Below are 25,100 nucleotides of genomic sequence, written 5' to 3' on the forward strand. Positions count from 1 at the left end.
TCAGGCATGGTCGTCGCCCGGTGACAGGCTCTCGAGCGGCGTCGCCGGCACCGGGGTGGTCACGCCCTCGACGGCCGCCGCCGACGGGAGGCCACGGGCCGGCGAGGGAGCGTCCCCGGTCCGTGGCCCCTCGTCGACGGCGTCGTCCACGGCGTCGCCGACGGCCTCGAGCGCCCGGGGCCCGGCCCCGAGGCGGTCCGCCGCGGCGAGCCGCGCCACGAGGCGGGACGCCTCGAGCACGTCGGCGTCCGAGAGGTCGGCCCGCGCGGTGATCCGCAGGCGCGGGACGCCGTCCGGGACGCTCGGGGGCCGGAAGCAGCCGACGAGGACTCCTCGGCGTCGAAGCTCGAGCGCCACGGCTACGGCGGCCGCCGGGTCGGCCATCGGCAGGGACTGCACGGCACCGGCGGCCGGTTCGATGCCGCACGTGCTCGAGATCGTACGGGCGTGGGCGCGCACCCGCTCGGCGAGCGAGGGGTCGGCGAGGACGACGTCGGCGGCCGCCGCTGCCGCCGCAGCCGCGGCGGGTGCGAGGCCGGTGTCGAAGATGAAGCTGCGGGCGGTGTTGACGAGGTGGCTGCGCACGGCGGCGGGGGCCAGCACCACGCCACCCTGCGACCCGAGCGCCTTGGAGAGCGTGACGGTGACGACGACGTCGGGCTCGCCGGCCAGGCCCAGCTCGTGGACGAGACCGCGCCCCGCTCCGGCCACCCCGATCCCGTGGGCCTCGTCGACGACGAGGAGCGCGTCGTGGCGGCGGCAGGTGCGCAGGAGGTCGCGCAGCGGTGCGCGGTCGCCGAGCACGGAGTAGATCGACTCGACGGCGACGACGACGCGGCTCCCCTCGCGAGCAGCGAGCTGGCGGTCGAGGTCGTCGACGTCGTTGTGCGCGAAGGTGGCGTAGGGCCCTCGGGACAGCCTGGCGCCGTCGTGGAGCGAGGCGTGCGCGTGTGCGTCGAGGAGGATCTCGGCCCCGCGGCCACTGAGCGCGGTGAGCGCACCGAGGTTGGCGGCATACCCCGTCGAGAACGCCAGCGCGCTGGGCTGGCCGGTGAGCCGGCAGAGGGCTGCCTCGAGGTCGCGGTGCACGGGCAGGGTGCCGGTGACGAGGCGGCTGGCGGTGGCCCCGGCGCCGAAGCGGTCGAGCGCGGCGTGCGCGGCGCCGACGACGCGCTCGTCGCGAGAGAGCCCGAGGTAGTCGTTGGAGGCGAGGTCGAGCGGCTCGCGCAGCCGCCCCTCGGGGTGGGCGAGGCGCAGGACGGCGTCGAAGCGCTCGGTGCCGCGCTCGGCCCGGAGCGCCGCCCGCTCGGCCAGCCAGTCGTCCCAGACGCCGCTCACGGGTGCACCTCTCCCACCGCGCCGACGAGGGCGTCCGCGACGAGGCGCACGTCGGCGTCGGAGGTGACGTAGGGCGGCATCGTGTAGACGAGGTCGCGGAAGGGGCGCACCCAGACGCCTCGCCGCAGCGCGGCCAGGGTCACGGCGGGCACGTCGACGGGCTCGTCGAGCTGGACGACACCGACCGCACCGAGCACCCGCACGTCGACTACGCGGGGCAGGTGGGTCGCGGGGGCGAGGTGGGTCGTGAGCAGGCGGCCGATGCGCGGCACGTCGTCCTTCCAGCCCGCCTCGACGAGGGTGAGGGAGGCGCCGGCGACCGCGCAGGCCAGGGGGTTCGCCATGAAGGTCGGCCCGTGCAGCAGGGCGCGGAACTGCGACCGGGTGATCGCCTCGCCGACGAGCGACGTCGTGAGCACGGCCGCCAGCGAGAGGTAGCCGCCCGTGAGCGCCTTGCCGACGCACAGGACGTCGGGGCGCACGTCGGCCCACTCGGACGCGAAGAGGCGGCCGGTGCGGCCGAAACCGGTCGCGATCTCGTCGACGACGAGGAGCAGCCCGTGCTCGTCGGCCACCTGCCGGAGCAGGCGCAGGCAGTCGGGGTGGTGCACGCGCATCCCGCCGGCCCCTTGGAGCACCGGCTCGACCACGATCGCGGCGAGCTCGTCGGTGTGCGCGCGAGCGAGTGCGCGCACCTGCCCGGCCCACTCCTCGACGGCGAGTTCATCGGTCTCCCAGTGCTCCTCGCCACTCTCGCCGACGACGAGGCGCGCCGACGGAGGGCGTGGCGCGAAGACCTGGCTCGCCAGAACGCCGGGGAACGCCGCATGCATCCCGTCGACGGGGTCGCAGACGCTCATGGCCGCGAACGTGTCGCCGTGGTAGCCCCCGCGGACGGTGAGGAACCGCTGGCGGCGCGGCCGCGACCGGGCCGCCTGGTACTGCAGGGCCAGCTTGAGGGCGACCTCGACCGACACCGACCCGGAGTCGGCGTAGAAGACGTGCGCCATGGGGCCGGGCGCGATCGCGGTGAGCCGCTCGGCGAGCTCGACGGCGGGCGCGTGCGTCAGGCCGCCGAACATGACGTGGCTGAACCGCTCGAGCTGGGCCCGGGCGGCGTCGTCCAGCGCCGGGTGGCGGTAGCCGTGCACCGCGCACCACCAGCTGGCCATCGCGTCGACGGCCTCGAACCGCTCGCCGTCCGGGGCGGTCAGGGTGAGCCGAGCACCCTCGGCGCCCTCGACGGCATACGGCTCGGGCCCGTCGAGCGGCGCGTACGGGTGCCACACGAGACCTCGGTCGCGCGACGCGAGCGACGACCCGGCCGGCTCAGGCATTGGCGGGCACGTCCGTCCCCGCACCCCGACGGCGCGTGGCCGGCGAGCCCGCCCGGGTGGACGGCTGCGTGCCGGGGGAGTCGGGCCGGTCGGCGCCGAGCACGACGAAGCCGTTGTCGCGGATGAGCTCGAGGTCGGCCTCGGCGGCCTGCCCCTCCGACGTCAGGTAGTCGCCGAGGAAGATTGAGTTGGCGACGTGGAGCGCGAGGCCCTGCAGCGAGCGAAGGTGCATCTCCCGCCCACCGGCGATACGGATCTCCTTGTCGGGGCACACGATCCGCGCCATGGCGAGGATGCGCAGGCACCGTCCGGGGGTGAGGTCCCACGTGCCCTCGAGGGGGGTGCCGTCGAAGGGCATGAGGAAGTTGACGGGGATCGAGTCCGAGCCGAGGTCGCGGAGCGCGACGAGAGCCTCGACGAGCTGCTCGTCGCTCTCGCCGAGCCCTGCGATGAGGCCCGAGCACGGTGACAGCCCGGCGTCCTTGGCCTTCGTCACGGTGTCGACGCGGTCGGCATACGTGTGGCTCGTGACGATCGAGTGGTGGTGCGACTCGGCCGTGTTGAGGTTGTGGTTGTAGGCGTCGACGCCCGCCTCGCGGAGGCGCTCGGCCTGGCCGTCCTTGAGCAGGCCGAGGCATGCGCAGACCTCGACGTCGGGGTGCTCGCCCTTGAGGGTGCCGACGAGCCCCGCGACCCGCTCGACGTCACGGTCGGTGGGCCCGCGACCGCTCGAGACCATGCAGATCCGGGTGGCGCCACCGCGCAGCCCCGCCGTGGCCTGCTCGAGCGCCTCGGTGGGCCCGAGCCAGGTGTAGCGCAGGATGTCGGCCTTCGAGCCGAGGCGCTGCGAGCAGTAGTGGCAGTCCTCCGGGCACAGCCCGCTCTTGAGGTTGACGAGGTAGTTGACCTTGACGGTGTCGCCGAAGTGGTTGCGTCGCAGTCTCGCTGCCGCGGCGACGAGGGTGAGCAGCTCGTCGTCGGGAGTGCGCAGGACGTCGAGCGCGTCTGCGGCGGTGGCCGGCGTGCCGGCCAGGACGGCATCCACGAGGTCGTCGAAGCGGGGGGTCATGCGGGCTCCCTTGCGCGGCGCGGTGAACGGTGTTCAACTTGAACGGTGTTCAGTATGCCGAGTCGCTAGGCTCGGCTGTCAACGCAGGTCCGCGAGCGGCCGGCGCGACGGTCAGGGGAGCGCGTGGCACTGAGTCGGGAGCAGGTCGTCGAGACGGCCGTCGACCTGCTGCGCCGATACGGCCTGGCGGACCTCACGATGCGCCGGCTCGGGCGCGAGCTCGGCGTGGCGCCGGGCGCGCTCTACTGGCACGTCGCGAGCAAGCAGGAGCTGCTCGTCGAGGTGGCAGCCGCGCTGCTCGAGCAGCTGCCCGAGCCGCCTGCCGACCAGCCGCCCGCGGAGGCGCTCGTCGGTCTGGCCGTGGCGCTCCGCGAGGCGCTCGTCCAGGTGCCCGACGGGGCCGGGGTGGTGGGCCTGGCCTATGCCGTCGACCCCGGTTCAGTGCGCCCCCTGGGGTCGCTCGCCCGCCTCGTCCAGGCAGCCGGCGCCCCACCGACCGAGCGCGACGCCGTGGCTGCGCTCGTGCTCCACCACGTGCTGGGTTCGGTTGCAGCGCAACAGGATCGCGAGCTCGCTGGTACGTTGCAGCCGACATCGGCATCGGCGTCCGTGGGCCACCTGGACGCCGAGGCGAAGGCGTTCGAGGTGGGCCTGTCGGTGCTCGTGCGCGGGCTGGTCGCCTCGCGCTGAGCCCGTCGGGCCGGGTGCGGCAGAGGGCTGGGCGGCCCGAGGCGCCGCCCAGCACCACTCCCCGAAGAGGGTGGACGTGGTCGGCGCGCGTGCCTGGACCTTCGCCGACAACCCCTCAGTGCAGCAGGGGTCGGTGGTGATACACGGGAGCCCCCCTTCTTCGAGCCTGTTCTGGCGTCGGCCCCGGCATGCTGGGGCGATGCCCCTACGAACGACGAAGCACTGGTTCGGCGTCGTGCTCGACGCACCGGACGCATCCGCCCTCGCGCACTTCTACGAGCGGCTGCTGGGCTGGACCCTCTACACGGACACCCCCGGCTGGGCCACGCTCGCGCCGTCGGAGACGCACGGGTACAACCTGTCGTTCCAGACCGAGCCGAACTACGTGCGACCGGTGTGGCCGAGCGAGCCGGGCCGCCCGATCATGATGCTCCACCTCGACCTCGAGGTCGACGACCTGGAGGCGGCGGTGGCCTTCGCCGTCGAGGTGGGGGCCGAGCTCGCGGCGTTCCAGCCGCAGGACGGCGTCAGGGTCCTGCTCGACCCCGCCGGCCACCCCTTCTGCCTCTACGTCGACGGCTCCGACTGACCCCACCCGCACCGGCTCGGCAGGGTCGGTCCGCGCGGCCGCGCCGGAGCCGGGGGTCAGGCGGGGACGAGCACCCGGTCGACGGCCTCGACGAGGCGGGCTCGCAGCGCCTGGCCCCGCGCCGAGAACCCGCGCTGCGCGGCGGCGTACTCCGCCTTGCCCTCGGGGGTCTCGATGCGGACAGGGTCGTAGCCCAGCTCGCGCAGGTCGTAGGGCGCGGCCCGCATGTCGAGCGCCCGGATGTCGCGGGCCAGCTCGAAGGCGTCCATGACGAGGTCGCTCGAGACCGCGGGCACGAGCTTGTGGGCCCACTTGTAGAGGTCCATGCCGGCGTGCAGGCAGCCCGGCTGCTCGAGGGCGGTCTGGCTCTCGCGGGTCGGCGTCACGGCGTTGAGCGGGGCCGCCTCGGGCGTGAAGAAGCGGTAGGCGTCGAAGTGCGAGCAGGCCACCCGGTGGCTCTCGACGACGGCGTCGGTGCCGGCGCCACCGAGCCGCAGCGGCCATCCCGAGTGCCGCACGTCGGACGGGTCGAGCCGGTAGACCATGGCCCACTCGTGCAGCCCGAAGCAGCCGAAGCGCCCCGGCCGCTCCGCCGTGCGCACGAGCAGCTCCCGGACGAAGCGCAGCGTGTCGCCGCGGGCGGCCGTGAAGGCATCGACGTCCACGCCGACGAGGTCGCCGTCGACGGCGTAGAAGCGCCAGTCGGTGTGCGGCGCACGCGCCGCAGCCGCCAGGGAGGTGCCGGCGCCGGGGTGGAAGCGGCGCAGCTGCGCGGGCTTGAAGCTGTAGTAGGTGAAGAGGAAGTCCTCGACCGGGTGCGCGCGGTGGTCGCGCCGGCGCGCCAGGTGCCCGGCGGTGACGACGTCGACCCGCGCCTCGTGCGCCGCCGCCCGCTCGCGCCACTCGGCCTCGCTCATCACCTGCACCCCACGAGGGTAGGCGAGGGCCGGGGCGTCGCCGCACGGCCGCCCCTGACCGCCCTCCGCGCGCGAGCGCCGCCCGTCGTAGGGTGGGCGCGTGCGCATCGCGAGGTACACGACCGGGGACGACCCGGCATACGGCATCGTCCAGGGCGACCCCGGCAGCGAGGTGATCACGCCGCTCGCCGGCGACCCCCTCTACATCGGGCTCCAGCCGGGCGGGCAGCCGCCCGTCATGCTCGAGGACGTGCGCCTCCTCGCGCCCGTCATCCCGCGCTCCAAGGTCGTCGCCATCGGCAAGAACTACGCCGACCACGCCAAGGAGATGGGCGGCGAGGCCCCGGCCGAGCCGATGATGTTCTTCAAGCCGAACACCGCCGTCGTCGGGCCGTTCGACCCCGTCGTGCTGCCGGCCGGCAGCGACGAGGTCTCCTACGAGGGCGAGCTCGCCGTCGTCATCAAGACGATCACGCGGGGTGTCAAGGCCGCGAACGCGGCCGAGTGCATCTACGGCTACACCATCGCCAACGACGTGACGGCGCGCGACTGGCAGCGCTCCGACGGCCAGTGGGCGCGCGCCAAGGGCTTCGACACGAGCTGCCCGCTGGGCCCGTGGATCGAGACCGAGCTCGACCCGAGCGACCTCTCGATCGTCACGACCCTCGACGGCGAGGTGCGCCAGGACGGCACCACGGCCGACATGATCCACGGCATCGCCTCGATCATCGAGTACGCGTCGGCGGCCTTCACGCTGCTGCCGGGCGACGTCATCCTCACCGGCACGCCGGCCGGGGTGGGGCTCGTGGAGGCGGGCCAGCAGGTGTCGATCGAGATCGAGGGCATCGGCTCGCTCACCAACACCTTCGTGCGTCGCTGAGCGTTTCGGGCGCCCACTAGGCTGGTCGCACCATGAGCGACAACAGCAACACCACAGGTATGCCGTCCGCCAGCGTCCCCGACGCCGACCTCGTGGAGGTGCGGGGTGCCGACGCGCCGCGCGTCTCGACGTCCGACGGGTCGGGCCCGGTCCGCACCCGCGTCGCGCCGTCGCCGACCGGCGACCCGCACGTCGGCACGGCGTACATGTCGCTCTTCAACCTCGCCTTCGTGCGCCAGCAGGGCGGGCAGTTCGTGCTGCGCGTCGAGGACACCGACCGCGCGCGCTTCCGCGAGGACAGCGAGGCGCAGCTCTACGACATGCTCGCCTGGCTCGGACTGCACTGGGACGAGGGCCCCGACATCGGCGGGCCGTTCGCGCCGTACCGCCAGTCGGAGCGGCTCGACACCTACCGCCCGTACGTCGACCGGCTCGTCGAGGAGGGCCACGCCTACCTCTGCTGGTGCTCCACCGAGCGGCTCGCGCAGATGCGCGAGGTGCAGCAGAAGACGAAGCAGCCCACCGGCTACGACCGGCTGTGCGTCGGCAAGACGCGCGAGGAGCGGGCCGCGCTCCCCGGCTTCAGCGAGACGCCCGTCGTGCGCATGCTCGTGCCCGACGACGTGCCGCTCGTCTTCGACGACGTCATCCGCGGCAAGGTGTCGGCGCCCCGGCCGGACGACCAGGTCATCCTCAAGGCCGACGGGTTCCCCACGTACCACATGGCCGTCGTCGTCGACGACCACCTGATGGGCATCACGCACGTCGTGCGCGGCGAGGAGTGGATCAGCTCGACGCCGAAGCACATCCTGCTCTACACGTGGCTCGGTCTGGAGCCGCCGAAGTTCGCGCACATGCCGCTGCTGCGCAACACCGACAAGTCGAAGATCTCCAAGCGGAAGAACCCGGCGGCCCGTCTCACGTGGTTCCGCGAGCAGGGCTACCTTCCCGAGGCGCTCGTGAACTTCCTTGCGCTGCTGGCCTATCCGCCGCAGCAGGATGCCGACGGCGCCGACGTCGAGGTCTTCTCCTTCGACGACTTCAGCCGCACCTTCGACTGGGCCAAGGTCAACCCCATCGGGCCGATCTTCGACCTCAAGAAGCTCGACTGGCTCAACGGCGTCTACATCCGGTCGCTCGAGGTCGGCGAGTTCGCGAGCCGGCTGCTGCCCTACCTCGTCGAGGACGGGATCCTCGGGGAGACCCAGTCGCTGGGCGAGCTCGCACGGCTCAAGGCGATCGCCGAGCTCATCCAGACCCGCATGGTCCTGCTCACCGAGGCCCCTGCGCTGGTGCGGCCCTTCTTCGTGGCCGACGACCAGCTCGCGATCGACGACGACGCGCGGGCCCAGCTCAAGGACGACGCGCCCGCCGTCCTCGAGGCGGCGCTGACGGCCCTCGGCGACATCGACGACCACGGCGACGGCGTGCTCGGCACGGGGAGCCCGTGGAACGCCGCGACCATCGAGGCCGCTCTTCGCGAGGCCGTGGTCGAGGGCCTGGGGATCAAGCCGCGCTTCGCCTTCGGCCCGCTGCGCACGGCCGTCTCCGGCGCGCGCATCTCGCCGCCGCTCTTCGAGTCGATGGAGATCCTCGGCAAGACCTCGACGCTGGCGCGGCTGCAGTCCTTGCGCGACACGCTCTGAGAGGAGGCCGCGTGCAGCCGGACGACCGAACGGCCTGGCCCCTGCACGGGATCCGGCTGACGACGACGGACCTCGACCTCCGGGTCATGACCGAGGCCGACCTGCCGACGCTGTGGCCCCTCGTGCCGGACGACCTCGAGATGAACCCCTCCGCCACGCGCTACGCGGGGCTCGACGAGGGCGCCAACCGGCGCGCGATCCTCGCCCAGTCCTACTGGCGTGCCCTCGGCCTGTGGTCGCCCGAGGACTGGGCGCTGCCCTTCGTCGTGCGCGCCGGTGACGCCGTTGTCGGCGTGCAGTGGCTCGAGGGCCCGGACTGGCGGGCGGAGCGCACGGTGGACTCGTCGTCGTGGCTCGTCGTAGGGGCGCGGGGCCGGGGCTGGGGACAGCAGATGCGTGCGGCCGTGCTGGCGCTCGCCTTCGGTCGGCTCGGCGCGCAGGCGGCCGTGAGCTCGGCGACGACGGGAAACGGCGCGTCGCTCGGCGTCTCGCGCGCCCTCGGCTACCGCGACACCCACCGGTCGGTGCTCGAGCACTCGGGGGAGACGCTGCAGCACGTGCGCCTCGAGCGGGCGGACTGGGTGCGCCGCACCGGGGGCGACGTCGGCGGCACCGGCGACACCGGCGGCACCGGCGGCACCGGCGGGACGACCCGGCCGGTCGTCGAGGTCGTCGTCGAGGGGGTCGGGCCCGCCCTGCCCCTCTTCGGCGTGGACGGGCAGGACCGGCCGTGACCCGCTCGACGGCGGAGGCCGTCCGCGGGGCTCGCGGCCTGCTCCTCGACGTCGACGACACCATCGTCGACACCCGGGCCGCGATGGTCGAGGCCGGCGCCCGCGCGGCAGCCGCCGTATGGCCCGGACCGGCCGATCGGCACCACGCCCTCGCGCAGCGCTACTACGACGACCCCGAGGGCTGGTTCCCGCGCTACGCGTCCGGCGACGTGCCGTTCGCAGCCATGCGCGCGGGCCGCCTCGCCGAGGTGGCGACGGCCTTCGACCTCGACCTGCCGGAGACGGCGCACCGCACCTTCGAGCAGGCCTTTGCGCCGGCCTTCCGCGAGGCGCAGCGGCTCTTCCCCGACGTGCCGGGGCTGCTCGCCGCGGCCGAGGCGGCCGGGCTGGCCGTCGCGCTGCTCACGAACTCGGCCCTGGCGCCCACGACCGTCAAGCTCGAGGCGCTCGGCCTGACGGAGCGCTTCGAGGTCGTCGTCACCACCGACACCCTCGGCTTCGGCAAGCCCGACGCCCGGGTCTACCTCGAGGCGTGCCGCCTCATGGCGCTGGAGCCGGGCGAGGTCGTCTGCGTCGGCGACAGCCTCGAGTGGGACGTCCTCGGAGCCCGGGCCGCCGGGCTGCGGGCCGTCTGGCTCGACCGCGAGGGCCGGGGCACGAGCGAGGCGGTGCCCGTGGTGACCCATCTGGGGGAGCTGGAGGCGGCGCTCGACCCTCGATTTGGGCCTGCGCGGGATGCCCGGTAATATTCCTCTTCGGTTCACCCCACAGGCCACCGCAAGGCGGACTGTGAGTGAAACCCCTTGGGGTATGGTGTAATTGGCAACACTACGGTTTCTGGTTCCGTCATTCTAGGTTCGAGTCCTGGTACCCCAGCCACGGTTCACGGCAACGTGAGCCGATTCGGAGAAATCACGCCTTCACGGTAAGGTTTCTTCTCGTGCCGAGCTCGCTCGGCACCGCTCACGGCCCCGTTGTGTAGCGGCCTAGCACGCCGCCCTCTCAAGGCGGTAGCGCGGGTTCGAATCCCGTCGGGGCTACGTGATGGCTCGAGAGAGCCGAGAAGACCCCGGTCCACTGGACCGGGGTCTTCTCCCGTTCTCGGGGGTGCACCTCCCGGCGGCCACCTATGCTGGCGCTCGTCACGTGGCACGCCGAGCAAGGAGCCGCCATCATGACCGCATCGACCGTGCCCCCTCCCGCGGTCCGCACCGGACGTCGACTGCCCCGCCGTCCGCGTCTGGGTGCGCCACAGCGGGTGTTCGACACGACGTTCTCCGGCGTCGGGCTCACGATGGCGGCCTGGTTCTTCGCCCTCTCGCTCCTGCCCTCGCTGCTCCCACGCGGCGCTGCCGTCCAGGGCGTGGCCTCCGGCGTCACCGTGATGATCGGCTACGGCTTCGGTGCGACGTGCCAGTGGCTGTGGCGCTACCTCGGCATCCCGGCCGTGCCGGGCCGCGCCCGTCGCGTCCTCGTGCTCGTGCTCGTCGGCCTCGGCCTGTGGGCCGCCGTCTTCACCGGGTGGCGCCAGGTGGGGTGGCAGAACGAGATCCGCACCCTCTACGGGATGGAGCCGTCGTCGCCGAGCACCTGGCCGGTCATCATCGGGGTCACCGTGGCCCTGACCGTGCTCATCCTCGTCGTCTCCCGCAGCCTGCGCCTGCTCTTCCGCACCGTCTTCGGCTGGCTGGGCCGCCGGCTACCGCGACGGGTCGCCGTGGTCGTGGGCTCCGCCGTCCTGCTCGCCCTCATCTGGTCGCTGCTCACCGGCGTCCTCGTCAACGGGTTCTTCACCGTCGCGAACGCCATCTTCGCCCCGCGCGACACCCTCATCGCGGAGGACATGAACCGGCCGCAGGTGCCGGAGCGCTCGGGGAGCCCCCAGTCCCTCTCGTCGTGGGAGCTGCTCGGACGCCAGGGCCGCTACTTCGTCGGCGGCGGGCCCACCGTCGCCGAGCTCGACCGGGCCAACGGCGGCGGCGCGAAGGAGCCGATCCGCGTGTATGCCGGGCTGCGCTCCGCCGACACGGTGCAGGGGCGCGCCGACCTGCTCCTCGCCGAGCTCAAGCGGTCGGGAGCCTTCTCGCGCAAGGTGCTCGTCGTCGCCACGACGACCGGCACCGGCTTCCTCGACCAGAACGGCACCGACCCGCTCGAGTTCCTCTGGAACGGCGACACGGCCATCGGGGGCGTGCAGTACTCCTACCTCCCGTCGTGGATCTCGCTCCTCGCCGACCAGGATGCCGTCCGCGAGACCTCGCGGGTGGTCTTCGACACGGTGCACACCTACTGGGCGACGCTGCCGGAGGCGAGCCGGCCCAAGCTGTACCTCTACGGGCTGTCGCTGGGGTCGTTCGGGGTCGAGAGCATCCTCGGCTCGATCAACGTCATCAACGAGCCGGTCGACGGGGCCCTGATGTCCGGGCCGCCGTTCGTCAACGAGCTGCACGCGCGCCTCACGGCGGGCCGCGAGCCCGGCAGCCCGGCATACCTGCCCGTCTACGAGAAGGGGCGCACGGTGCGCTTCACCGCCGAGCAGGACGGCCTCGGTCGCGGCGGCGCGACGTGGGGGCCCACCCGACTCGTCTACCTCCAGCACGCGAGCGACCCGATCGTCTTCTTCTCGCCGTCGATGGCGTTCGCCGAGCCGGAGTGGCTCAAGGACGGCCAGCGCGGCCCCGACGTCTCCCCGCGGATGGGCTGGTTCCCGATCGTCACGATGTGGCAGGTGCTGCTCGACCTCCCCGGCGCCGGCAGCATCCCGATGGGCTACGGACACCTCTACTCCGCCACGGCCAACCTCGAGTCGTGGGTCGCCGTCACCCAGCCGCCGGACTGGACCCCGGAGCGCACCGCCACCCTGGCCTCGATCCTCGAGAAGCGCCCCTACAAGGACACCTGACGGACGGGCCCTGTTCCCCCGGGGACGCCGGGGACGCCGGGGACGCCGGGGACACCGGGGACGCCGGGGTCAGGACTCGACCCCGGCGCCCTCGCGGCGCGACTGCAGGCCGGCGCGCGCGAGGTCGCGCAGCGACGCGTCCGGGAGGTAGGCCGAGGTGAGGGCCAGGCCGATGCGGGGGAGGGCCGCCTCGTCGGTGAAGACGAGGTGAACGGGTTCGTGGCGCGGGCGGAACTTCTGCTTGAAGCTCTCGAGCGAGCGGAACCCGTAGAGCGGCTCCATGGCCTCACCGAGCTGGTCGAGGAGGCGCTCGAGGGCCGCGCGTTCGGCCGTGCCGTCGCCGGAGTGGGCGAGGGGCGCGCCGGAGAGCGAGACGAGCTGCGCGCCCTGCTCGCGGAACGACAGGCAGGCGCTCGCGATGAGGAACTCGGTGACCGGTCGGAAGCCGTCGGGCAGGCGGCGCATGACGTCGAGGGTCCAGCCGCGCACCTCGCCGCCCGGGGAGTGGACCGGCAGCCACGACGTCACCCCGTGCACCGTCATGTCGGCGTCGACGGCGAGGCCGACCACGGTGTCGGGGTCGAGGGCCTCGTCGACCCCGCCCAGGGTGAAGCCCATCTCGGGCAGGCCCTTGTCGGAGACCCACAGCTCGGAGATGGCGCGCACCTGGGTCAGCAGGCCGCGCGGCATCTCGGCGAGCCGGCCCTCGCGGTAGCTGATGCCGTCCTTGGTGGCGCGGTTGAGCGCCGTGCGGACGCTCTGCCAGGACTTGCCCTTGAACTCGAGGTCGGGCAGGTCGATGATCGCCTCCTCGGCGACGAGCACGTCACGACGACCGTGGCTGCGTCCCCACTCGGCGACCTCCTGCGTGACGGAGAAGAAGCACACCTGGAGCCCGTGCGTCTCCTGCTCGTCGACGAAGCCCTGCAGCACGGCGGCCCGCGTCGCCGCGTCCGCCGCCACGGGGTCGCCGAGCGCGATGGCCGTGCCACGGTGCACCTGGAAGGCGACGTAGCCGGCCGGCGCGCCCGACGGGCCGCGGTGGACGTACCAGTGGTTGTCGGGCCACGTGCCCATCCACGACATCGTCGTGCCGCCGTGCTCCTTGAGCAGGGCCATGGCGGTCTCCCGGTCGCCCGCACCGCTCGCGAGTTGCGCGCGGCGCCGGCGCCGTGACCGCGCCTGGAAGGCCGACCGACCCAGCACGAGGACGGCGAGCTGGAACAGCGTGATGACGACCGTCACGACGAGCTCGGGGATCGAGGTGACCACCTGGCCCTCGCCGTTCAGCTGGTCGGGGGCCACGACCTCGACGACGACGAGCAGGGACTGTGCGAGCAGCGAGAGCGTCGCCAGGCCGCCGGCGAGGAACCACACCCGGCGCGAGCCACGCCGCAGCCCGTCGGCGAGCAGGAGCGAGACGCCCGCGCTGATGAGGACGCTGAAGGCGTCGGTGTCGTCCGTGGTCGCGCCGAGCGGGCCGTCGGACGGCGTGAAGTAGAGCAGGGCCGTGACCACGGCGCTGACGACGTAGAAGGTGGACGACACGACCCGCCACTCGTGGCGGGTGAAGCGCGGCAGCGCGGGCGACGGGCGACGGCCGAGCAGGACCGGACCGAGCGCGAGCCCCACCGTGATGCCGATGGCGTGCTCGAGGTCCCAGAGCCGTCCGAGGTAGAGGAGCGCCACGATCGCGTAGAGGGAGAGGACGGCCCGGAGCCGCCCGCGCCACGGCGGCGTCAGCGTGGCGCTCGCCGCCGCGACCGCCCCGAGCGCGCCCGCGCTGAAGCCCGCGTCGAGCTGGGCGGCGAGGCGCTCCGCCCACTCCCAGCCGGTGCCGTCCAGCACGAGCAGCAGCACCGACGCCAGCAGGACGCCGGTCAGGTGGGTCGACGTCGCCGCGACCGCTGCCCGGCGCGTGCCGACGCGCAGCTCGGACCAGCCGAGCAGGACCAGCGCGCCGCCGGCCACGGGGAGGTACTGCGCGGGCGTCAGCGCGAAGAACGCACCGGTGACCGGGGTCCACCACCGGCCGTCCTGCAGGGCCGGCAGCCCGTAGGCGACCGCGTCGACCAGCGCCCGGCCCTCGAGCGCGCTCCACAGCGTCCCGGTCGTCGCACCGAGGACGAGCATCGCGCCGACGACCGTGAGGGTGAAGGGGATCCGCCGGGCCGTGGTCCAGACCGCCGGCAGGGTCCCCGCCGGCCGTGCGGACGCGGGGCCCGCGCCGCCGGTGGGCTCGTCGGTCTGCTCCGTCGACATCCGTGCGTCCCCTCGCGGTCCCCGGTCAGGTCGTGCTCCTGCTCGGGATGCTAGCGCGTCGCCGGTATGCCGTCCGGGCCCTTCGCGCGCCCGCTGCGACCCGCTGGGTCAGCCTCCGCGAGCCGCTCGGCGCTGACCGCCTCCTGGGCCACACGGCGCAGGGCGAGCAGCACGGGGTCGGTCAGCACCGTGCCGACGATGGCGTAGCGCAGGGCCTCGTCCGGGGTGGCCGTGCCGAGCTCGGGGGCGACGTCGGTCTCGGCCACCGTGCGCATGGCGCGCTGCCACGTGGAGAGCGTCGAGTCGTCGACGTGCCACCCGGCGGTCTCCGCGGCCGTGAGGGCCTGGGCGAGCTGCTTGCCGGCGGGGGAGTGCTCGCAGCCGTCCGGACCGAGCGACCGCACCCGGGCGACCGTCTCGGGCGTGGGCTGCGTCGGTGACGCGGCAGGACGGAGCGCCTCGTGGGCCGCGCCGAGCAGCTCGTGCCGGCTCGCCGGGGGTGCGTCGAGGACCTGCACGACCTCACGCACCCGCTCGATGGACAGGCGACCCACGTCGACGAGCGTCCGCACGAGGCGGACGCGGTCGACGTGGCTCTCGTCGTAGTCGGCGCGCGTCGCGCCGTGGGCCTCCCCGGCGTGGAGCAGCCCCTCGCGCAGGTAGTACTTGAGCGTGGGGATGCTGACGCCGGTGCGGTCGGACAGCTGGGAGATGCGCATGAAGTTCCTCCTTGACATTGGATAGTATGACTGTCCAAACTTGGATAGCACCACTATCCGAAAGGCGTGTCATGAGCGGTTTCGTCCACACCAGCCACACCCACGACGGTGACCTCGCCGTCTTCCTCATCGGCATGCGGGTCAACCAGCCGTGGCGTCCCGACCTCTGGGTGCCCGTGCTCGGGGCCATGCCCGGCATGATCGCCGAGCTCTACCGCGCCAAGGCGGCCGCGGCGCGCGGCGAGGGGCCGGACCTCGGCTTCCTCGAGGCGCGCACGCTCCTCGGGGCGGGCGGCCCGACGGTCGTGCAGTACTGGCGCGACGCGGACGCGATCTACGCGTACGCCAACGACCCGGACCGGCTGCACCGGCCGGCCTGGACGGCCTTCTACCGCCGCAGCCGCAGGGCCACCGGCGCCGTCGGCATCTGGCACGAGACGTATGCCGTGCCGGCCGGGGCGCACGAGAGCCTCTACGTCGCGATGCCGCCCACCGGGCTCGGCAAGGCGTTCGGGCTGACGCAGGACCGCAGCCGGCGCCGCCACGCAGCCCTCGGCCGACGCGGGGGCACGGCCGCGCCGTGAGGGCCCGTCAGCCGAGCTCGCGCAGCCCGGGCAGCACGTCGGCGGAGAACTGCTCGAGGAAGCGGCCCTGGTCGTGGCCCGGCGCGTGGAAGACGACGTGGTCGAAACCCCAGTCGACGTACTGCCGCACGGCCTCGACCGCCTCGGCGGGGTCGCTCGTGACGATCCAGCGCTTGGCGATCTCCTCGTCGGACAGCTCGTCGGCGAGGCGCTCCATCTCCACCGGGTCGTCGACGCCGTGCTTCTGCTCGGCGCTCAGCGACAGGGGCGCCCAGAAGCGCACGTTGTGCAGCGCCTGCTCCGGGTCGCGGTCGTAGGAGAGCTTGATCTCGATCATCTTGTCGATGTCGTCGCGCGTGCGGCCCGACTTGCCCAGGCCCTCGTCGACGGCCGGCAGGAGCTTGTCCTCGTACAGCTCCCGGCCCTTGCCGGAGGTGCAGATGAAGCCGTCACCCGACCGGCCGGCATACCTGGCGACGAGCGGGCCGCCCGCGGCGACGTAGACGGGGATGGGCTGCTCGGGCCGGTCGTAGACGGTCGCCGCGTGCGTGCGGTAGTACTCGCCCTCGAAGTCGACGCGCTCTTCGGTCCAGAGCCTCCGCATCAGCGTCACGGCCTCGCGCAGCCGCGCGAAGCGCTCCTTGAACTCGGGCCACGGCGAGCCCGCGGCGCCGACCGCGACCTCGTTGAGGGCCTCGCCCGTGCCGATGCCGAGCACGATGCGGCCGGGGTTGAGGGCCCCGAGCGTGCCGAAGGCCTGTGCGACGACGGCCGGGTTGTAGCGGAACGTCGGCGTCATGACCGACGTGCCGAGCTGGATGCGCTCGGTGCGCTCGCCGGCGGCGGCCAGCCAGCTCATCGCGAAGGGCGCGTGCCCCTGCTGGTGGCGCCACGGCTGGAAGTGGTCGGAGATGAACGCCGAGTCGAGGCCGACCTGCTCGGCCTGCGCGGCCAACGTGACGAGGTCGCGCGGACCGAACTGCTCCGCGGACGCCTTCCAACCAACCTTGAGCACACCGACTCCTTCGGGCCGTGGGGGAGTGACCCCGCCAGCCTACGGGGCCGTCGTCGGCCGGGCTCGGGTCACCAGTGGACGACGACCTTGTCGCCGAGGCGCACCTCGCCGTAGAGCTGCACGAGCAGCGGCTTGTTGCGCACGTTGACGCAGCCGTGCGAGGCGCCGGAGTAGCCGAGCCGGGCGAAGTTCGAGGAGTAGTGCACGGCCTGGCCGCCGGAGAAGAACATCGAGTACGGCATGGGCGTGTGGTAGAGGTTCGAGATGACGTCGACCTTCTTCTTGTAGACCGAGAAGACGCCCTCGCGGGTGGGCAGCTCGTCGCTGCCGAAGCGGACGTCGAAGCCGTACTGCGGCACGCCGTCGACGACCCACGTCAGGTGGCGGGTCGTCTTGCTGACGCACATGACGCGGCCCGTGAGGCAGCGCTCGTCGACGTCCCAGCTCGACGCCTCCGGCGTCGGCGTGGTCGGCTTGGGCTTGACGTTGGCCAGCTCGTCGGACGTCGGGCGGTGCGTCATCGCGACGAGCTTGTCCCAGGTGCGCTCGTCGAGGCGTCCGGTGGCGTCGTAGCCGCGCTTGGCCTGGAAGCCGCGCACAGCCTCGGTGGTGCGCGAGCCGTAGCGGTCGCTCACGTCGCCGGCGAACCAGCCGATCTGGCGCAGGCGGGCCTGCAGGGAGCGCACCTTCGACCCGGTGTCGCCGGCCTCGAGCAGCACGACGGGCGCCGGCTGCGGCGTCGGGGCTGCCGAGGTCGGGGCCGGGGTCGAGGGCGTCGGGGTCGGGGTCGTCGGCTCCGTGGGAGCGGTCGGGGTCGCCGGGGCTGCCGACGTCGTCGGCACCGGCGTGGGGGCGACGGAGGTCGGCGCGGAGGAGGGCGGGGTGACCGGCTGGGACGACGGCGTGGCCGGTGCGTCGGTGGGGCTGCTGGTGGCTCCGGTGGACGTCGCCGGGCGCCCGACCGGCGTCGGCGCGGCCCCCGGTGCGGCCCCCGGTGCGTCGGCCGTGCACGCGGCGGCTGCGGCGACGAGGGCGACGACACCGGCCGCCCCCAGGACGTGGCGTGCGGCGGTGCGGATCCGGACCGACCGGCTGGCTGACTGCATCGTGACCCCTTGGCTGCGAACGACGTCAGTGCGGCGATGCACTGCAGTGAGGGTGACGCGACCACCCGCCCAAAGGTTGTCGCGGCGACGCTGCTGATACAGATCGTGACCGATCTGTGGCCGTGCCGTGGCCGGCCCGAACCGGCGCGGCCCGCCTGAACCGAGCCGGCCCGCCCGAACCGAGCAGGCCGGCCCGCCCGAACCGAGCCGGCTCGAGCTCAAGCGTTCTGCTGCTGCTGTTGCTGCTGCTGCATCGCGTGGTGGCGCCGGAGCACCTCGGTCAGCTTGTTGGCGCCGGCGACCACGGTGGCCGCGTGCAGGCGACCGGGCTGGCGCGACAGCCGCTCGATGGGCCCGGAGATCGAGACGGCGGCCACGACGCGACCCGACGGGCCGCGTACGGGCGCCGACACCGACGCGACGCCGGCCTCGCGCTCGGCGACGCTCTGCGCCCAGCCGCGACGGCGCACGCCCGAGAGCGCGGTCGCGGTGAAGGCCGCGCCCTGCAGGCCGCGGTGCAGCCGGTCGGGCTCCTCCCAGGCGAGCAGCACCTGGGCGGCCGAGCCCGCGAGCATCGAGAGGGTCGCCCCGACGGGGATCGAGTCGCGCAGCCCGACGGGACGCTCGGCCGCCGCCACGCAGATGCGCTGGTCGCCCTGGCGGCGGAAGAGCTGGGCGCTCTCGTTCGTGTGGTCGCGCAGCGCGCCGAGCACCGGGCCGGCGGCCGCGAGCAGGCGGTCCTCGCCCGCCGCGGAGGCCAGCTCGCCGAGGCGCGGACCGAGCACGAAGCGGCCCTGCATGTCGCGCGAGACGAGGCGGTGGTGCTCGAGCGCCACCGCGAGCCGGTGGGCGGTCGGGCGGGCCAGGCCGGTGGCACCGACGAGCTGCGCGAGCGTGGCCGGTCCGGCCTCGAGGGCGCCCAGCACCGTGGCGGCCTTGTCGAGGACGCCGACACCAGAAGAGTTGTCCATGCACTGATACTGACGTCTCAGGCACTGAGACGTCAATCCGTCGGGCCCACAAAAGGGCCACGCTGGCGAAAGAGCGATGTCGCGACCCCGTCCTCGATGGTGCGCGCGCTCGATCACCGGAACGCCGCCGCGGAGGGAAGTCAGAGGGAAGCCATGGCAGGGACACTGGCCGAGAAGGTCTGGGACGCACACGTCGTCCGTCGCGCCGAGGGGGAGCCCGACCTCCTCTACATCGACCTCCACCTGCTCCACGAGGTGACCAGTCCCCAGGCCTTCGACGGGCTCCGCCTCGCCGGCCGCCCGGTGCGACGGCCCGACCTCACCCTCGCGACCGAGGACCACAACGTCCCGACGACGCCCGGTCCCATCACCGACCCCGTCTCGAAGGTCCAGGTCGAGACGCTCCGCCGCAACTGCGAGGAGTTCGGCGTCCGGCTCTACCCGATGGGCGACGCCGACCAGGGCATCGTGCACGTCGTCGGCCCGCAGCTCGGGCTGACGCAGCCGGGCATGACCGTCGTCTGCGGCGACAGCCACACCTCGACCCACGGCGCCTTCGGGGCGCTCGCCTTCGGCATCGGCACGTCGGAGGTCGAGCACGTGCTCGCCACGCAGACCCTGCCGCTCCGGCCGTTCCGCACCCTCGCCGTCAACGTGCGCGGAGCGCTGCCCGACGGGGTCACGGCCAAGGACGTCGTCCTCGCCGTCATCGCCCGCATCGGCACCGGCGGCGGTCAGGGCTACGTCATCGAGTACCGCGGCGAGGCCATCGAGGCGCTGTCGATGGAAGCCCGGATGACGGTGTGCAACATGTCGATCGAGGCCGGTGCCCGCGCCGGCATGATCGCGCCGGACCAGACGACCTTCGACTACCTCCAGGGGCGCCCGCACGCCCCGACCGGCGCGGACTGGGACGCTGCCGTCGCGGAGTGGACGGCCCTGCGCACCGACGACGACGCCGTCTTCGACGCCGAGGTCGACATCGACGCGACCGAGCTGACCCCCTTCGTGACGTGGGGCACCAACCCCGGTCAGGGCCTGCCGCTCTCGGCGTCGGTGCCCGACCCCGAGGAGTTCGCCGACGAGAGCGACCGCCTCGCCGCGGCGAACGCCCTCGCCTACATGGGTCTCGAGGCGGGCACGCCGCTGCGCGACATCGCCGTCGACACGGTCTTCGTCGGCTCGTGCACGAACGGTCGCATCGAGGACCTCCGTGCCGCCGCCGCGGTCGTCAAGGGCCGCCGTGTCGCCGAGGGCGTGCGGATGCTCGTCGTCCCCGGCTCGGCGAAGGTGCGCCTGCAGGCCGAGTCCGAGGGCCTCGACCAGGTCTTCACCGAGGCCGGCGCCGAGTGGCGGCTGCCCGGCTGCTCGATGTGCCTCGGCATGAACCCCGACACCCTCGCGCCGGGGGAGCGCAGCGCCTCGACGTCGAACCGCAACTTCGAGGGCCGCCAGGGCAAGGGCGGCCGCACCCACCTGGTCAGCCCGCTCGTCGCCGCGGCCACCGCCGTGCGCGGCACCCTGTCGAGCCCCTCGGACCTCGACGGTGCGACCCCCGACCCCACCGCGACGCCCGCCCAGCTGGCATCCGCGACGACCGGAGAGGCCTGAGCCATGGAGAAGTTCGAGACCCACACCGGCATCGGCGTGCCGCTCCGTCGCAGCAACGTCGACACCGACCAGATCATCCCGGCCGAGTACCTCAAGCGCGTCACGCGGACCGGCTTCGAGGACGGCCTCTTCGCCGCCTGGCGCAAGGACCCGTCCTTCGTCCTCAACAACCCCGTGTACGCCGATGGCTCGGTCCTCGTGGCAGGGCCGGACTTCGGCACCGGCTCGAGCCGCGAGCACGCCGTGTGGGCCCTGATGAACTGGGGATTCCGGGTCGTCATCAGCTCCCGCTTCGCCGACATCTTCCGCGGCAACAGCGGCAAGCAGGGGCTGCTCACAGCCATCGTCTCCCAGGACGACGTCGAGCTGATCTGGAAGTACCTCGAGAACAACCCCGGCGCCGAGATCGCGGTCGACCTCGTGGCCCGGACCGTCCACGCCGGTGAGATCGTCGCCCCCTTCGAGATCGACGACTACACGCGCTGGCGGCTCCTCGAGGGCCTCGACGACATCGGACTCACCCTGCGACACGACGATCTCGTCGCCGATTTCGAGTCGCGACGTCCGGCGCACAAGCCGGTCACCGTGTCGGGCTGAGCCTGCGCCGCACGACAACCCCGCAAAACGGACACGGAAGCGGATCTCGTTGCACGACAGCGGGATCCGCTTTCGTATGCGTCCTCCCGCCCTGGAGAGGACCGGCTCGGTCCCGGGGTGGATGAAGGCCCCAGAACCCGTCAAACTCCTTGCGACACAACGAAAGCCCCATCGTGGGGTGATGGACGCGACTGCCGAGTCGGCCTAACGTCAGGGTGTAGCCGGACCGGTTCCGGACGAATCTCGTCGGGTCGACTGACGCCGACAGTCCTCTGGAGGGGAAGACGTGAACAAGGCAGAACTGATCGACGCGCTCGAGACCAAGCTCGGCAGCAAGAAGGTGGCGTCCGACGCGCTGGAGGCGTTCCTCGACGTCGTCATCCGTGAGGTCGCCCGTGGCGGCAAGGTCGGCATCACCGGCTTCGGCACCTTCGAGCGCGCCGACCGCGCCGCGCGCACGGGCCGCAACCCGAAGACGGGGGCGACCGTGAAGATCAAGAAGACCCGCGTCCCCAAGTTCCGCTCCGGCACGAACTTCAAGGAGGTCGTCTCGGGCGCGAAGAAGCTCTCGAAGACCGAGTCGGCCGCCAGCCGTGCGTCGGCCGGCTCGTCCGTCGCCGCAGCCCCGGCCCGGGGCGCCGCGAAGAAGACGGCGACGAAGAAGGCCGCGACCACGGCCGGTTCGGCCCGCGCCGCGAAGACGACGACGAAGGCCGCCGCGACCAAGGCGGCCCCCGCCAAGCGCGCCACCGCCGCGAAGAGCACGGCGAGCAAGGCTGCCGCGACGAAGGCCACCACGAAGGCCACCACGAAGGCCACGACGAGCAGGGCTGCGGCGGCGGCGACGAAGGCGGCCCCCGCCAAGCGCGCCGCGACGACCAAGGCCGCCGCCACGAAGGCCACGACCACCAAGGCCGCCCCCGCCAAGCGCGCGACGGCCACCAAGGCCGCCGCGAAGTCGACCGCCAAGGCCACGACCACCAGGGCCACGACCGCCAAGGCCGCCGCCACGAAGGCCACCGCCACGCGCAAGGCCGCCCCGGCCAAGGCCGCCGCCAGGAAGACGACGACGAAGGCGGCTCCCGCCCGCACGACGACGGCGCGCAAGAGCGCCCGCTGACCGGTTCGGCCGTCGACACGCCCTGACGGCCGGACGTGGCGAGACCGTGGGCCCGACCGCTCCCTCAGGGGCGGTCGGGCCCACGCGCGTCAGCGGATCGGTTCGCCCGGCCCGACGCCGACGATGCGCAGTCCCACGACGAGGTCGTCGACGACCTCGACGGTCAGCCGCTGGCCGACCCGGAGCAGGCGCAGGCCGCTCGACTCGAACGCGGGCGCCGTGAAGGGCAGCTCCACCCCGTCGTCGCGCAGCACGCTGCCGGTGTGGGTCTCCGGGTCGAAACGGTGCACGGTCGCCTGCATGCTCCGCATCCAACCAGACGCACGGTGCGCGAGCAGGGCGCTCGTGGCCGGCCCGAGGCCGAGGGCCCGCGCGAGCACGAGGCTGTGGACGTCGTCGACGTCGGTGCGCAGCCGGGGGAGCGGGGCGGCCACCCGCACGGCTCCGTCGGCCTCGTGCCGGGCCGCGCTGTCGGCGCCGAAGCGGGGGACGAAGCCGCGGCCGCAGCGCAGCACCGTTCCGACGCCCTGGGCATCCGGCACGAAGGACTCGCCGAGGTCGCCGGCCGTGTCGAGCGCCGACCGCAGCGACGCCGCGTCGAGCGCGGGCAGGTCACCGAGCAGGGCCGCGACCCTGGTGCCGGGGCCGGCGGTGGCGATGCCGGCGCGGACGGCCGCGTTGAGCCCGGCTCCCGGGTCGTCGACGACGCGCGCCCCGCGGGCGCGCCAGAGCGGGGCGAGCCCGGCGTCCGCGGTGACGAGCACGAGGCGTTCGGGCCCGACCGCCGCGCAGACGGCGTCGAGGGTGTCGCTCGCGATGGCGGTGCTGAGGTCGGCCCGGTCCGGGCCGACGGCCCGGGCGAGGCGCGACTTGCCGTGCCGGGTGTCCTTGACCGGCACGACGACGACCCAGTCGCCCACGGGCCGGTCGAGGGGCCGGGCCGGCGGTGCCGGGTGCGTGCGCGAGGTGGTCGTCATGCTGGCGATATCGTCGCACTCGCCGCCCGGCTGCTCGACACCGCGCCGCGAGGTGGACAAGATGAAGCCAGCCACGCCGTCGGCGTGCGCACGAGGAAGAGGACGTGACACCGTGACTGCCGGCGCACCCAAGAGGCGGTTGCCGTGGGCCTACCGGTTCGTGGCACTCCTGCTCCGCCCCGTGCTCATGCGCGTGACCAAGCGCGACTGGCGCGGTCTGGAGAACATCCCGGCCGAGGGCGGCTTCGTCGTCTCGACGAACCACATCTCCTACGCCGACCCGCTCGTCTTCGCGCACTTCATGTTCGACAGCGGGCGCGAGGCCTACTTCCTCGGCAAGGACAGCCTCTTCGCGATCCCCGTCGTCGGGTGGTTGCTGAGGAAGTGCGGCCAGATCCCCGTCTACCGCAACTCCGCTGCCGCCACGGACGCCTACCGCGCGGCCGTCGACGGCGTGCGCGCCGGAAAGGCCCTCGGCATCTTCCCCGAGGGCACGATCACGCGCGACCCCGACCTCTGGCCGATGCGCGGCAAGACCGGCGCGGCACGCGTGGCGCTCGAGACCCGCTGCCCGCTCATCCCGGTCGCCCAGTGGGGTGCGCAGGAGATCCTCTCGCCCTACGGCCACCGGCCCTCGCTCTTCCCGCGCAAGACGATGCAGATGTATGCCGGCCCCCCCGTCGACCTCTCGGACCTCTACGACCGTCCGATCGACACGAAGACGCTCCGCGAGGCGACCGACCGGCTGATGGACCGCATCACCGAGCTGCTCGAGGTCGTGCGCGACGAGAAGCGCCCGATCGAGCGCTTCGACCCGCGCAGCCACGGCGTGCCGGAGATCGGCGACCCGCTGGGGCACGACGAGATCGGCCGCGAGAGCCGCTCGCGGACCCATGGCGAGGAGCGGCCGTGACCCGCGTCGCGGTCATGGGCAGCGGCAACTGGGGCACGGCGTTCGCAGCCATCCTCGCCGACGCGGGGTGCACGGTGCGCCTGTGGGCGCGACGGCCCGAGGTCGCGGCAGCGGTCAACGCCGGCTGCAACGACGCCTACCTGCCCGAGCTGGACCTGCCCGAGACGGTGCGCGCGACGACGTCGGCGCAGGAGGCGCTCGACGGCTGCGACATCGCGGTGCTCGCGGTGCCGGCGCAGACGTTGCGCGACAACCTCGCCGACTGGGGCGCGGCCGTGCCCGCCGCGGTGCCGGTCGTCTCGCTCATGAAGGGCGTCGAGCTCGGCACGACCCTGCGGATGAGCGAGGTCATCGAGCAGGTCGGCCACGTCGAGCCCGACCGCGTCGTCGTGCTCTCCGGCCCCAACCTCGCGGCCGAGATCGCGCGCAAGCAGCCGGCGGCCGGCGTCGTCGCCTGCCGCGACATGGCGACGGCCGAGCGGGTCGCGAACGCCTGCGCCACGCCGTACTTCCGGCCGTACACCGACACCGACGTCATCGGCGCCGAGGTGTGCGGCGCGACGAAGAACGTCGTCGCCCTGGCCTCGGGCATGGCCGAGGGTCTCGGCTTCGGCGACAACACCAAGGCCACGATCATCACGCGCGGGCTCGCCGAGACGACCCGGCTCGGGCTCGCGCTGGGCGCGCACCCGCAGACCTTCATGGGCCTCGCGGGTGTCGGTGACCTCATCGCGACGTGCATGTCGCCGCTCTCGCGCAACCACAGCTTCGGCGTGCGGCTCGGCCGCGGCCTCACCGTGGCGCAGGCCACCGCCGAGCTGCGCACGACGACCGAGGGGGTCAAGTCGTGCGAGTCGATCCTCACCCTCGCCGGGCAGCACGGCGTCGACCTGCCGATCGTCGAGCAGGTCGTGGCCGTCATCCGCGACGGCCACCCCGCGCGGGAGGTCGGGCCCCGGCTGATGTCCCGCGACCTCAAGGCCGAGAAGCACTGACCGTCGCGCGGGTCGACGTCCCGCGCGACACAGCAGGCGCGCTCGGGTCCCGGCCGCGCGAGCCCGAGGCACACCCGAGCCGGCCCGCCTCGCGTGTCGGCGTGGCCCGCCCGCTGCTGCCGGGGCTC

23 protein-coding genes and 2 tRNA genes are annotated in these 25,100 nt (G+C 73.4%); 15 read left to right on the forward strand and 10 right to left on the reverse strand.

Features of this window, described 5'->3' with window-relative positions; genetic code table 11:
* The 3 genes from ABD979_RS08370 to bioB are packed head-to-tail and all read right to left on the reverse strand — an operon-like array spanning nucleotide 1 to nucleotide 3,744.
* Nucleotides 1-1,338 (reverse strand): 8-amino-7-oxononanoate synthase, encoded by a 1,338-nt coding sequence (locus ABD979_RS08370; protein WP_345507009.1) that lies wholly within the window; start codon nucleotides 1,336-1,338, stop codon nucleotides 1-3.
* Nucleotides 1,335-2,675 (reverse strand): adenosylmethionine--8-amino-7-oxononanoate transaminase, encoded by a 1,341-nt coding sequence (gene bioA / locus ABD979_RS08375; RefSeq protein ID WP_345507010.1) that lies wholly within the window; start codon nucleotides 2,673-2,675, stop codon nucleotides 1,335-1,337. The genes ABD979_RS08370 and bioA overlap by 4 nt, the downstream gene beginning before the upstream one ends.
* A complete protein-coding gene (bioB, locus tag ABD979_RS08380; RefSeq protein ID WP_345507011.1) occupies nucleotides 2,668-3,744 on the reverse strand; it encodes a biotin synthase BioB in 1,077 nt (358 codons plus the stop codon). The genes bioA and bioB overlap by 8 nt, the downstream gene beginning before the upstream one ends.
* A 123-nt stretch (nucleotides 3,745-3,867) precedes the next feature.
* On the opposite strand from bioB, the gene ABD979_RS08385 reads away from it, so the two are divergent.
* Together ABD979_RS08385 and ABD979_RS08390 are read left to right on the forward strand one after the other, a co-directional pair.
* Nucleotides 3,868-4,434 (forward strand): TetR family transcriptional regulator, encoded by a 567-nt coding sequence (locus tag ABD979_RS08385; RefSeq protein WP_345507012.1) that lies wholly within the window; start codon nucleotides 3,868-3,870, stop codon nucleotides 4,432-4,434.
* A 199-nt stretch (nucleotides 4,435-4,633) separates the two neighbouring features.
* Nucleotides 4,634-5,023: a VOC family protein gene (locus tag ABD979_RS08390; protein WP_345507013.1), complete on the forward strand. Its 390-nt coding sequence runs from the start codon at nucleotides 4,634-4,636 to the stop codon at nucleotides 5,021-5,023.
* A 56-nt stretch (nucleotides 5,024-5,079) separates the two neighbouring features.
* Here ABD979_RS08390 and ABD979_RS08395 read toward each other — a convergent pair whose 3' ends face one another.
* Nucleotides 5,080-5,949 (reverse strand): 3-methyladenine DNA glycosylase, encoded by an 870-nt coding sequence (locus tag ABD979_RS08395; protein WP_345507014.1) that lies wholly within the window; start codon nucleotides 5,947-5,949, stop codon nucleotides 5,080-5,082.
* Nucleotides 5,950-6,040: 91 nt separating this feature from the next.
* On the opposite strand from ABD979_RS08395, the gene ABD979_RS08400 reads away from it, so the two are divergent.
* From ABD979_RS08400 to ABD979_RS08430, 7 genes are all read left to right on the forward strand, one after another.
* The gene (locus ABD979_RS08400; RefSeq protein ID WP_345507015.1) at nucleotides 6,041-6,820 is read left to right on the forward strand and encodes a fumarylacetoacetate hydrolase family protein; all 780 of its coding nucleotides are present in this window, start codon (nucleotides 6,041-6,043) and stop codon (nucleotides 6,818-6,820) included.
* Nucleotides 6,821-6,852: 32 nt separating this feature from the next.
* The gene (gltX, locus tag ABD979_RS08405; RefSeq protein ID WP_345507016.1) at nucleotides 6,853-8,466 is read left to right on the forward strand and encodes a glutamate--tRNA ligase; all 1,614 of its coding nucleotides are present in this window, start codon (nucleotides 6,853-6,855) and stop codon (nucleotides 8,464-8,466) included.
* Between the two features lie 11 nt (nucleotides 8,467-8,477).
* Nucleotides 8,478-9,200: a GNAT family N-acetyltransferase gene (locus ABD979_RS08410; RefSeq protein ID WP_345507017.1), complete on the forward strand. Its 723-nt coding sequence runs from the start codon at nucleotides 8,478-8,480 to the stop codon at nucleotides 9,198-9,200.
* Complete coding sequence (locus tag ABD979_RS08415) at nucleotides 9,197-9,946, forward strand: HAD family hydrolase (RefSeq protein ID WP_345507018.1); 750 nt, start codon at nucleotides 9,197-9,199, stop codon at nucleotides 9,944-9,946. Before ABD979_RS08410 ends, ABD979_RS08415 begins: the two co-directional genes overlap by 4 nt.
* Before the next feature lie 58 nt (nucleotides 9,947-10,004).
* Nucleotides 10,005-10,079: transfer RNA gene (locus ABD979_RS08420), tRNA-Gln, on the forward strand.
* A gap of 88 nt (nucleotides 10,080-10,167) precedes the next feature.
* A tRNA-Glu gene (locus ABD979_RS08425) sits at nucleotides 10,168-10,240 on the forward strand.
* Nucleotides 10,241-10,374: 134 nt separating this feature from the next.
* Nucleotides 10,375-12,102: an alpha/beta hydrolase gene (locus tag ABD979_RS08430; protein ID WP_345507019.1), complete on the forward strand. Its 1,728-nt coding sequence runs from the start codon at nucleotides 10,375-10,377 to the stop codon at nucleotides 12,100-12,102.
* A 69-nt stretch (nucleotides 12,103-12,171) separates the two neighbouring features.
* Here the strand turns inward: ABD979_RS08430 and ABD979_RS08435 are convergent, their stop codons facing one another.
* Nucleotides 12,172-14,364, reverse strand: coding sequence for a bifunctional lysylphosphatidylglycerol flippase/synthetase MprF (locus ABD979_RS08435; protein ID WP_345507020.1), 2,193 nt, complete (start codon nucleotides 14,362-14,364; stop codon nucleotides 12,172-12,174).
* Nucleotides 14,365-14,414: 50 nt separating this feature from the next.
* Nucleotides 14,415-15,083 carry a MerR family transcriptional regulator gene (locus ABD979_RS08440; protein WP_345507021.1) on the reverse strand — a complete coding sequence of 223 codons (669 nt, stop codon included), beginning with the start codon at nucleotides 15,081-15,083 and terminating at the stop codon, nucleotides 14,415-14,417.
* 71 nt (nucleotides 15,084-15,154) lie between these two features.
* Here ABD979_RS08440 and ABD979_RS08445 point away from each other — a divergent pair, with 71 nt between their 5' ends.
* Nucleotides 15,155-15,667: a DUF4188 domain-containing protein gene (locus tag ABD979_RS08445; RefSeq protein ID WP_345507022.1), complete on the forward strand. Its 513-nt coding sequence runs from the start codon at nucleotides 15,155-15,157 to the stop codon at nucleotides 15,665-15,667.
* Between the two features lie 7 nt (nucleotides 15,668-15,674).
* On the opposite strand, the gene fgd is transcribed toward ABD979_RS08445, so the two are convergent.
* The 3 genes from fgd to ABD979_RS08460 all read right to left on the reverse strand — a co-directional run bounded on the left by fgd (nucleotide 15,675) and on the right by ABD979_RS08460 (nucleotide 18,759).
* Nucleotides 15,675-16,682: a glucose-6-phosphate dehydrogenase (coenzyme-F420) gene (gene fgd, locus ABD979_RS08450; RefSeq protein WP_345507023.1), complete on the reverse strand. Its 1,008-nt coding sequence runs from the start codon at nucleotides 16,680-16,682 to the stop codon at nucleotides 15,675-15,677.
* Nucleotides 16,683-16,750: 68 nt separating this feature from the next.
* Nucleotides 16,751-17,788 (reverse strand): L,D-transpeptidase family protein, encoded by a 1,038-nt coding sequence (locus ABD979_RS08455; protein ID WP_345507024.1) that lies wholly within the window; start codon nucleotides 17,786-17,788, stop codon nucleotides 16,751-16,753.
* A 218-nt stretch (nucleotides 17,789-18,006) separates the two neighbouring features.
* Nucleotides 18,007-18,759 carry an IclR family transcriptional regulator gene (locus ABD979_RS08460; RefSeq protein WP_045191628.1) on the reverse strand — a complete coding sequence of 251 codons (753 nt, stop codon included), beginning with the start codon at nucleotides 18,757-18,759 and terminating at the stop codon, nucleotides 18,007-18,009.
* A 153-nt stretch (nucleotides 18,760-18,912) separates the two neighbouring features.
* Between ABD979_RS08460 and leuC the strand changes: the two genes are divergently transcribed.
* From leuC to ABD979_RS08475, 3 genes are all read left to right on the forward strand, one after another.
* Entirely contained in the window at nucleotides 18,913-20,370 is a 1,458-nt protein-coding gene (gene leuC / locus ABD979_RS08465; RefSeq protein ID WP_345507025.1) for a 3-isopropylmalate dehydratase large subunit, read from the forward strand.
* Nucleotides 20,371-20,373: 3 nt separating this feature from the next.
* Complete coding sequence (leuD, locus tag ABD979_RS08470) at nucleotides 20,374-20,967, forward strand: 3-isopropylmalate dehydratase small subunit (protein WP_345507026.1); 594 nt, start codon at nucleotides 20,374-20,376, stop codon at nucleotides 20,965-20,967.
* 286 nt (nucleotides 20,968-21,253) lie between these two features.
* A complete protein-coding gene (locus ABD979_RS08475; protein WP_345507027.1) occupies nucleotides 21,254-22,087 on the forward strand; it encodes an HU family DNA-binding protein in 834 nt (277 codons plus the stop codon).
* Between the two features lie 89 nt (nucleotides 22,088-22,176).
* Here ABD979_RS08475 and cofC read toward each other — a convergent pair whose 3' ends face one another.
* Nucleotides 22,177-23,064 (reverse strand): 2-phospho-L-lactate guanylyltransferase, encoded by an 888-nt coding sequence (gene cofC / locus ABD979_RS08480; protein WP_345507028.1) that lies wholly within the window; start codon nucleotides 23,062-23,064, stop codon nucleotides 22,177-22,179.
* A gap of 112 nt (nucleotides 23,065-23,176) precedes the next feature.
* On the opposite strand from cofC, the gene ABD979_RS08485 reads away from it, so the two are divergent.
* The gene (locus tag ABD979_RS08485) at nucleotides 23,177-23,977 is read left to right on the forward strand and encodes a lysophospholipid acyltransferase family protein (RefSeq protein WP_345507029.1); all 801 of its coding nucleotides are present in this window, start codon (nucleotides 23,177-23,179) and stop codon (nucleotides 23,975-23,977) included.
* Nucleotides 23,974-24,972 (forward strand): NAD(P)H-dependent glycerol-3-phosphate dehydrogenase, encoded by a 999-nt coding sequence (locus tag ABD979_RS08490; protein ID WP_345507030.1) that lies wholly within the window; start codon nucleotides 23,974-23,976, stop codon nucleotides 24,970-24,972. Before ABD979_RS08485 ends, ABD979_RS08490 begins: the two co-directional genes overlap by 4 nt.
* Nucleotides 24,973-25,100 lie beyond the last annotated feature (128 nt).

This window comes from Terrabacter aeriphilus (assembly GCF_039542985.1).
GTDB classification, from domain to species: Bacteria; Actinomycetota; Actinomycetes; order Actinomycetales; family Dermatophilaceae; genus Terrabacter; species Terrabacter aeriphilus.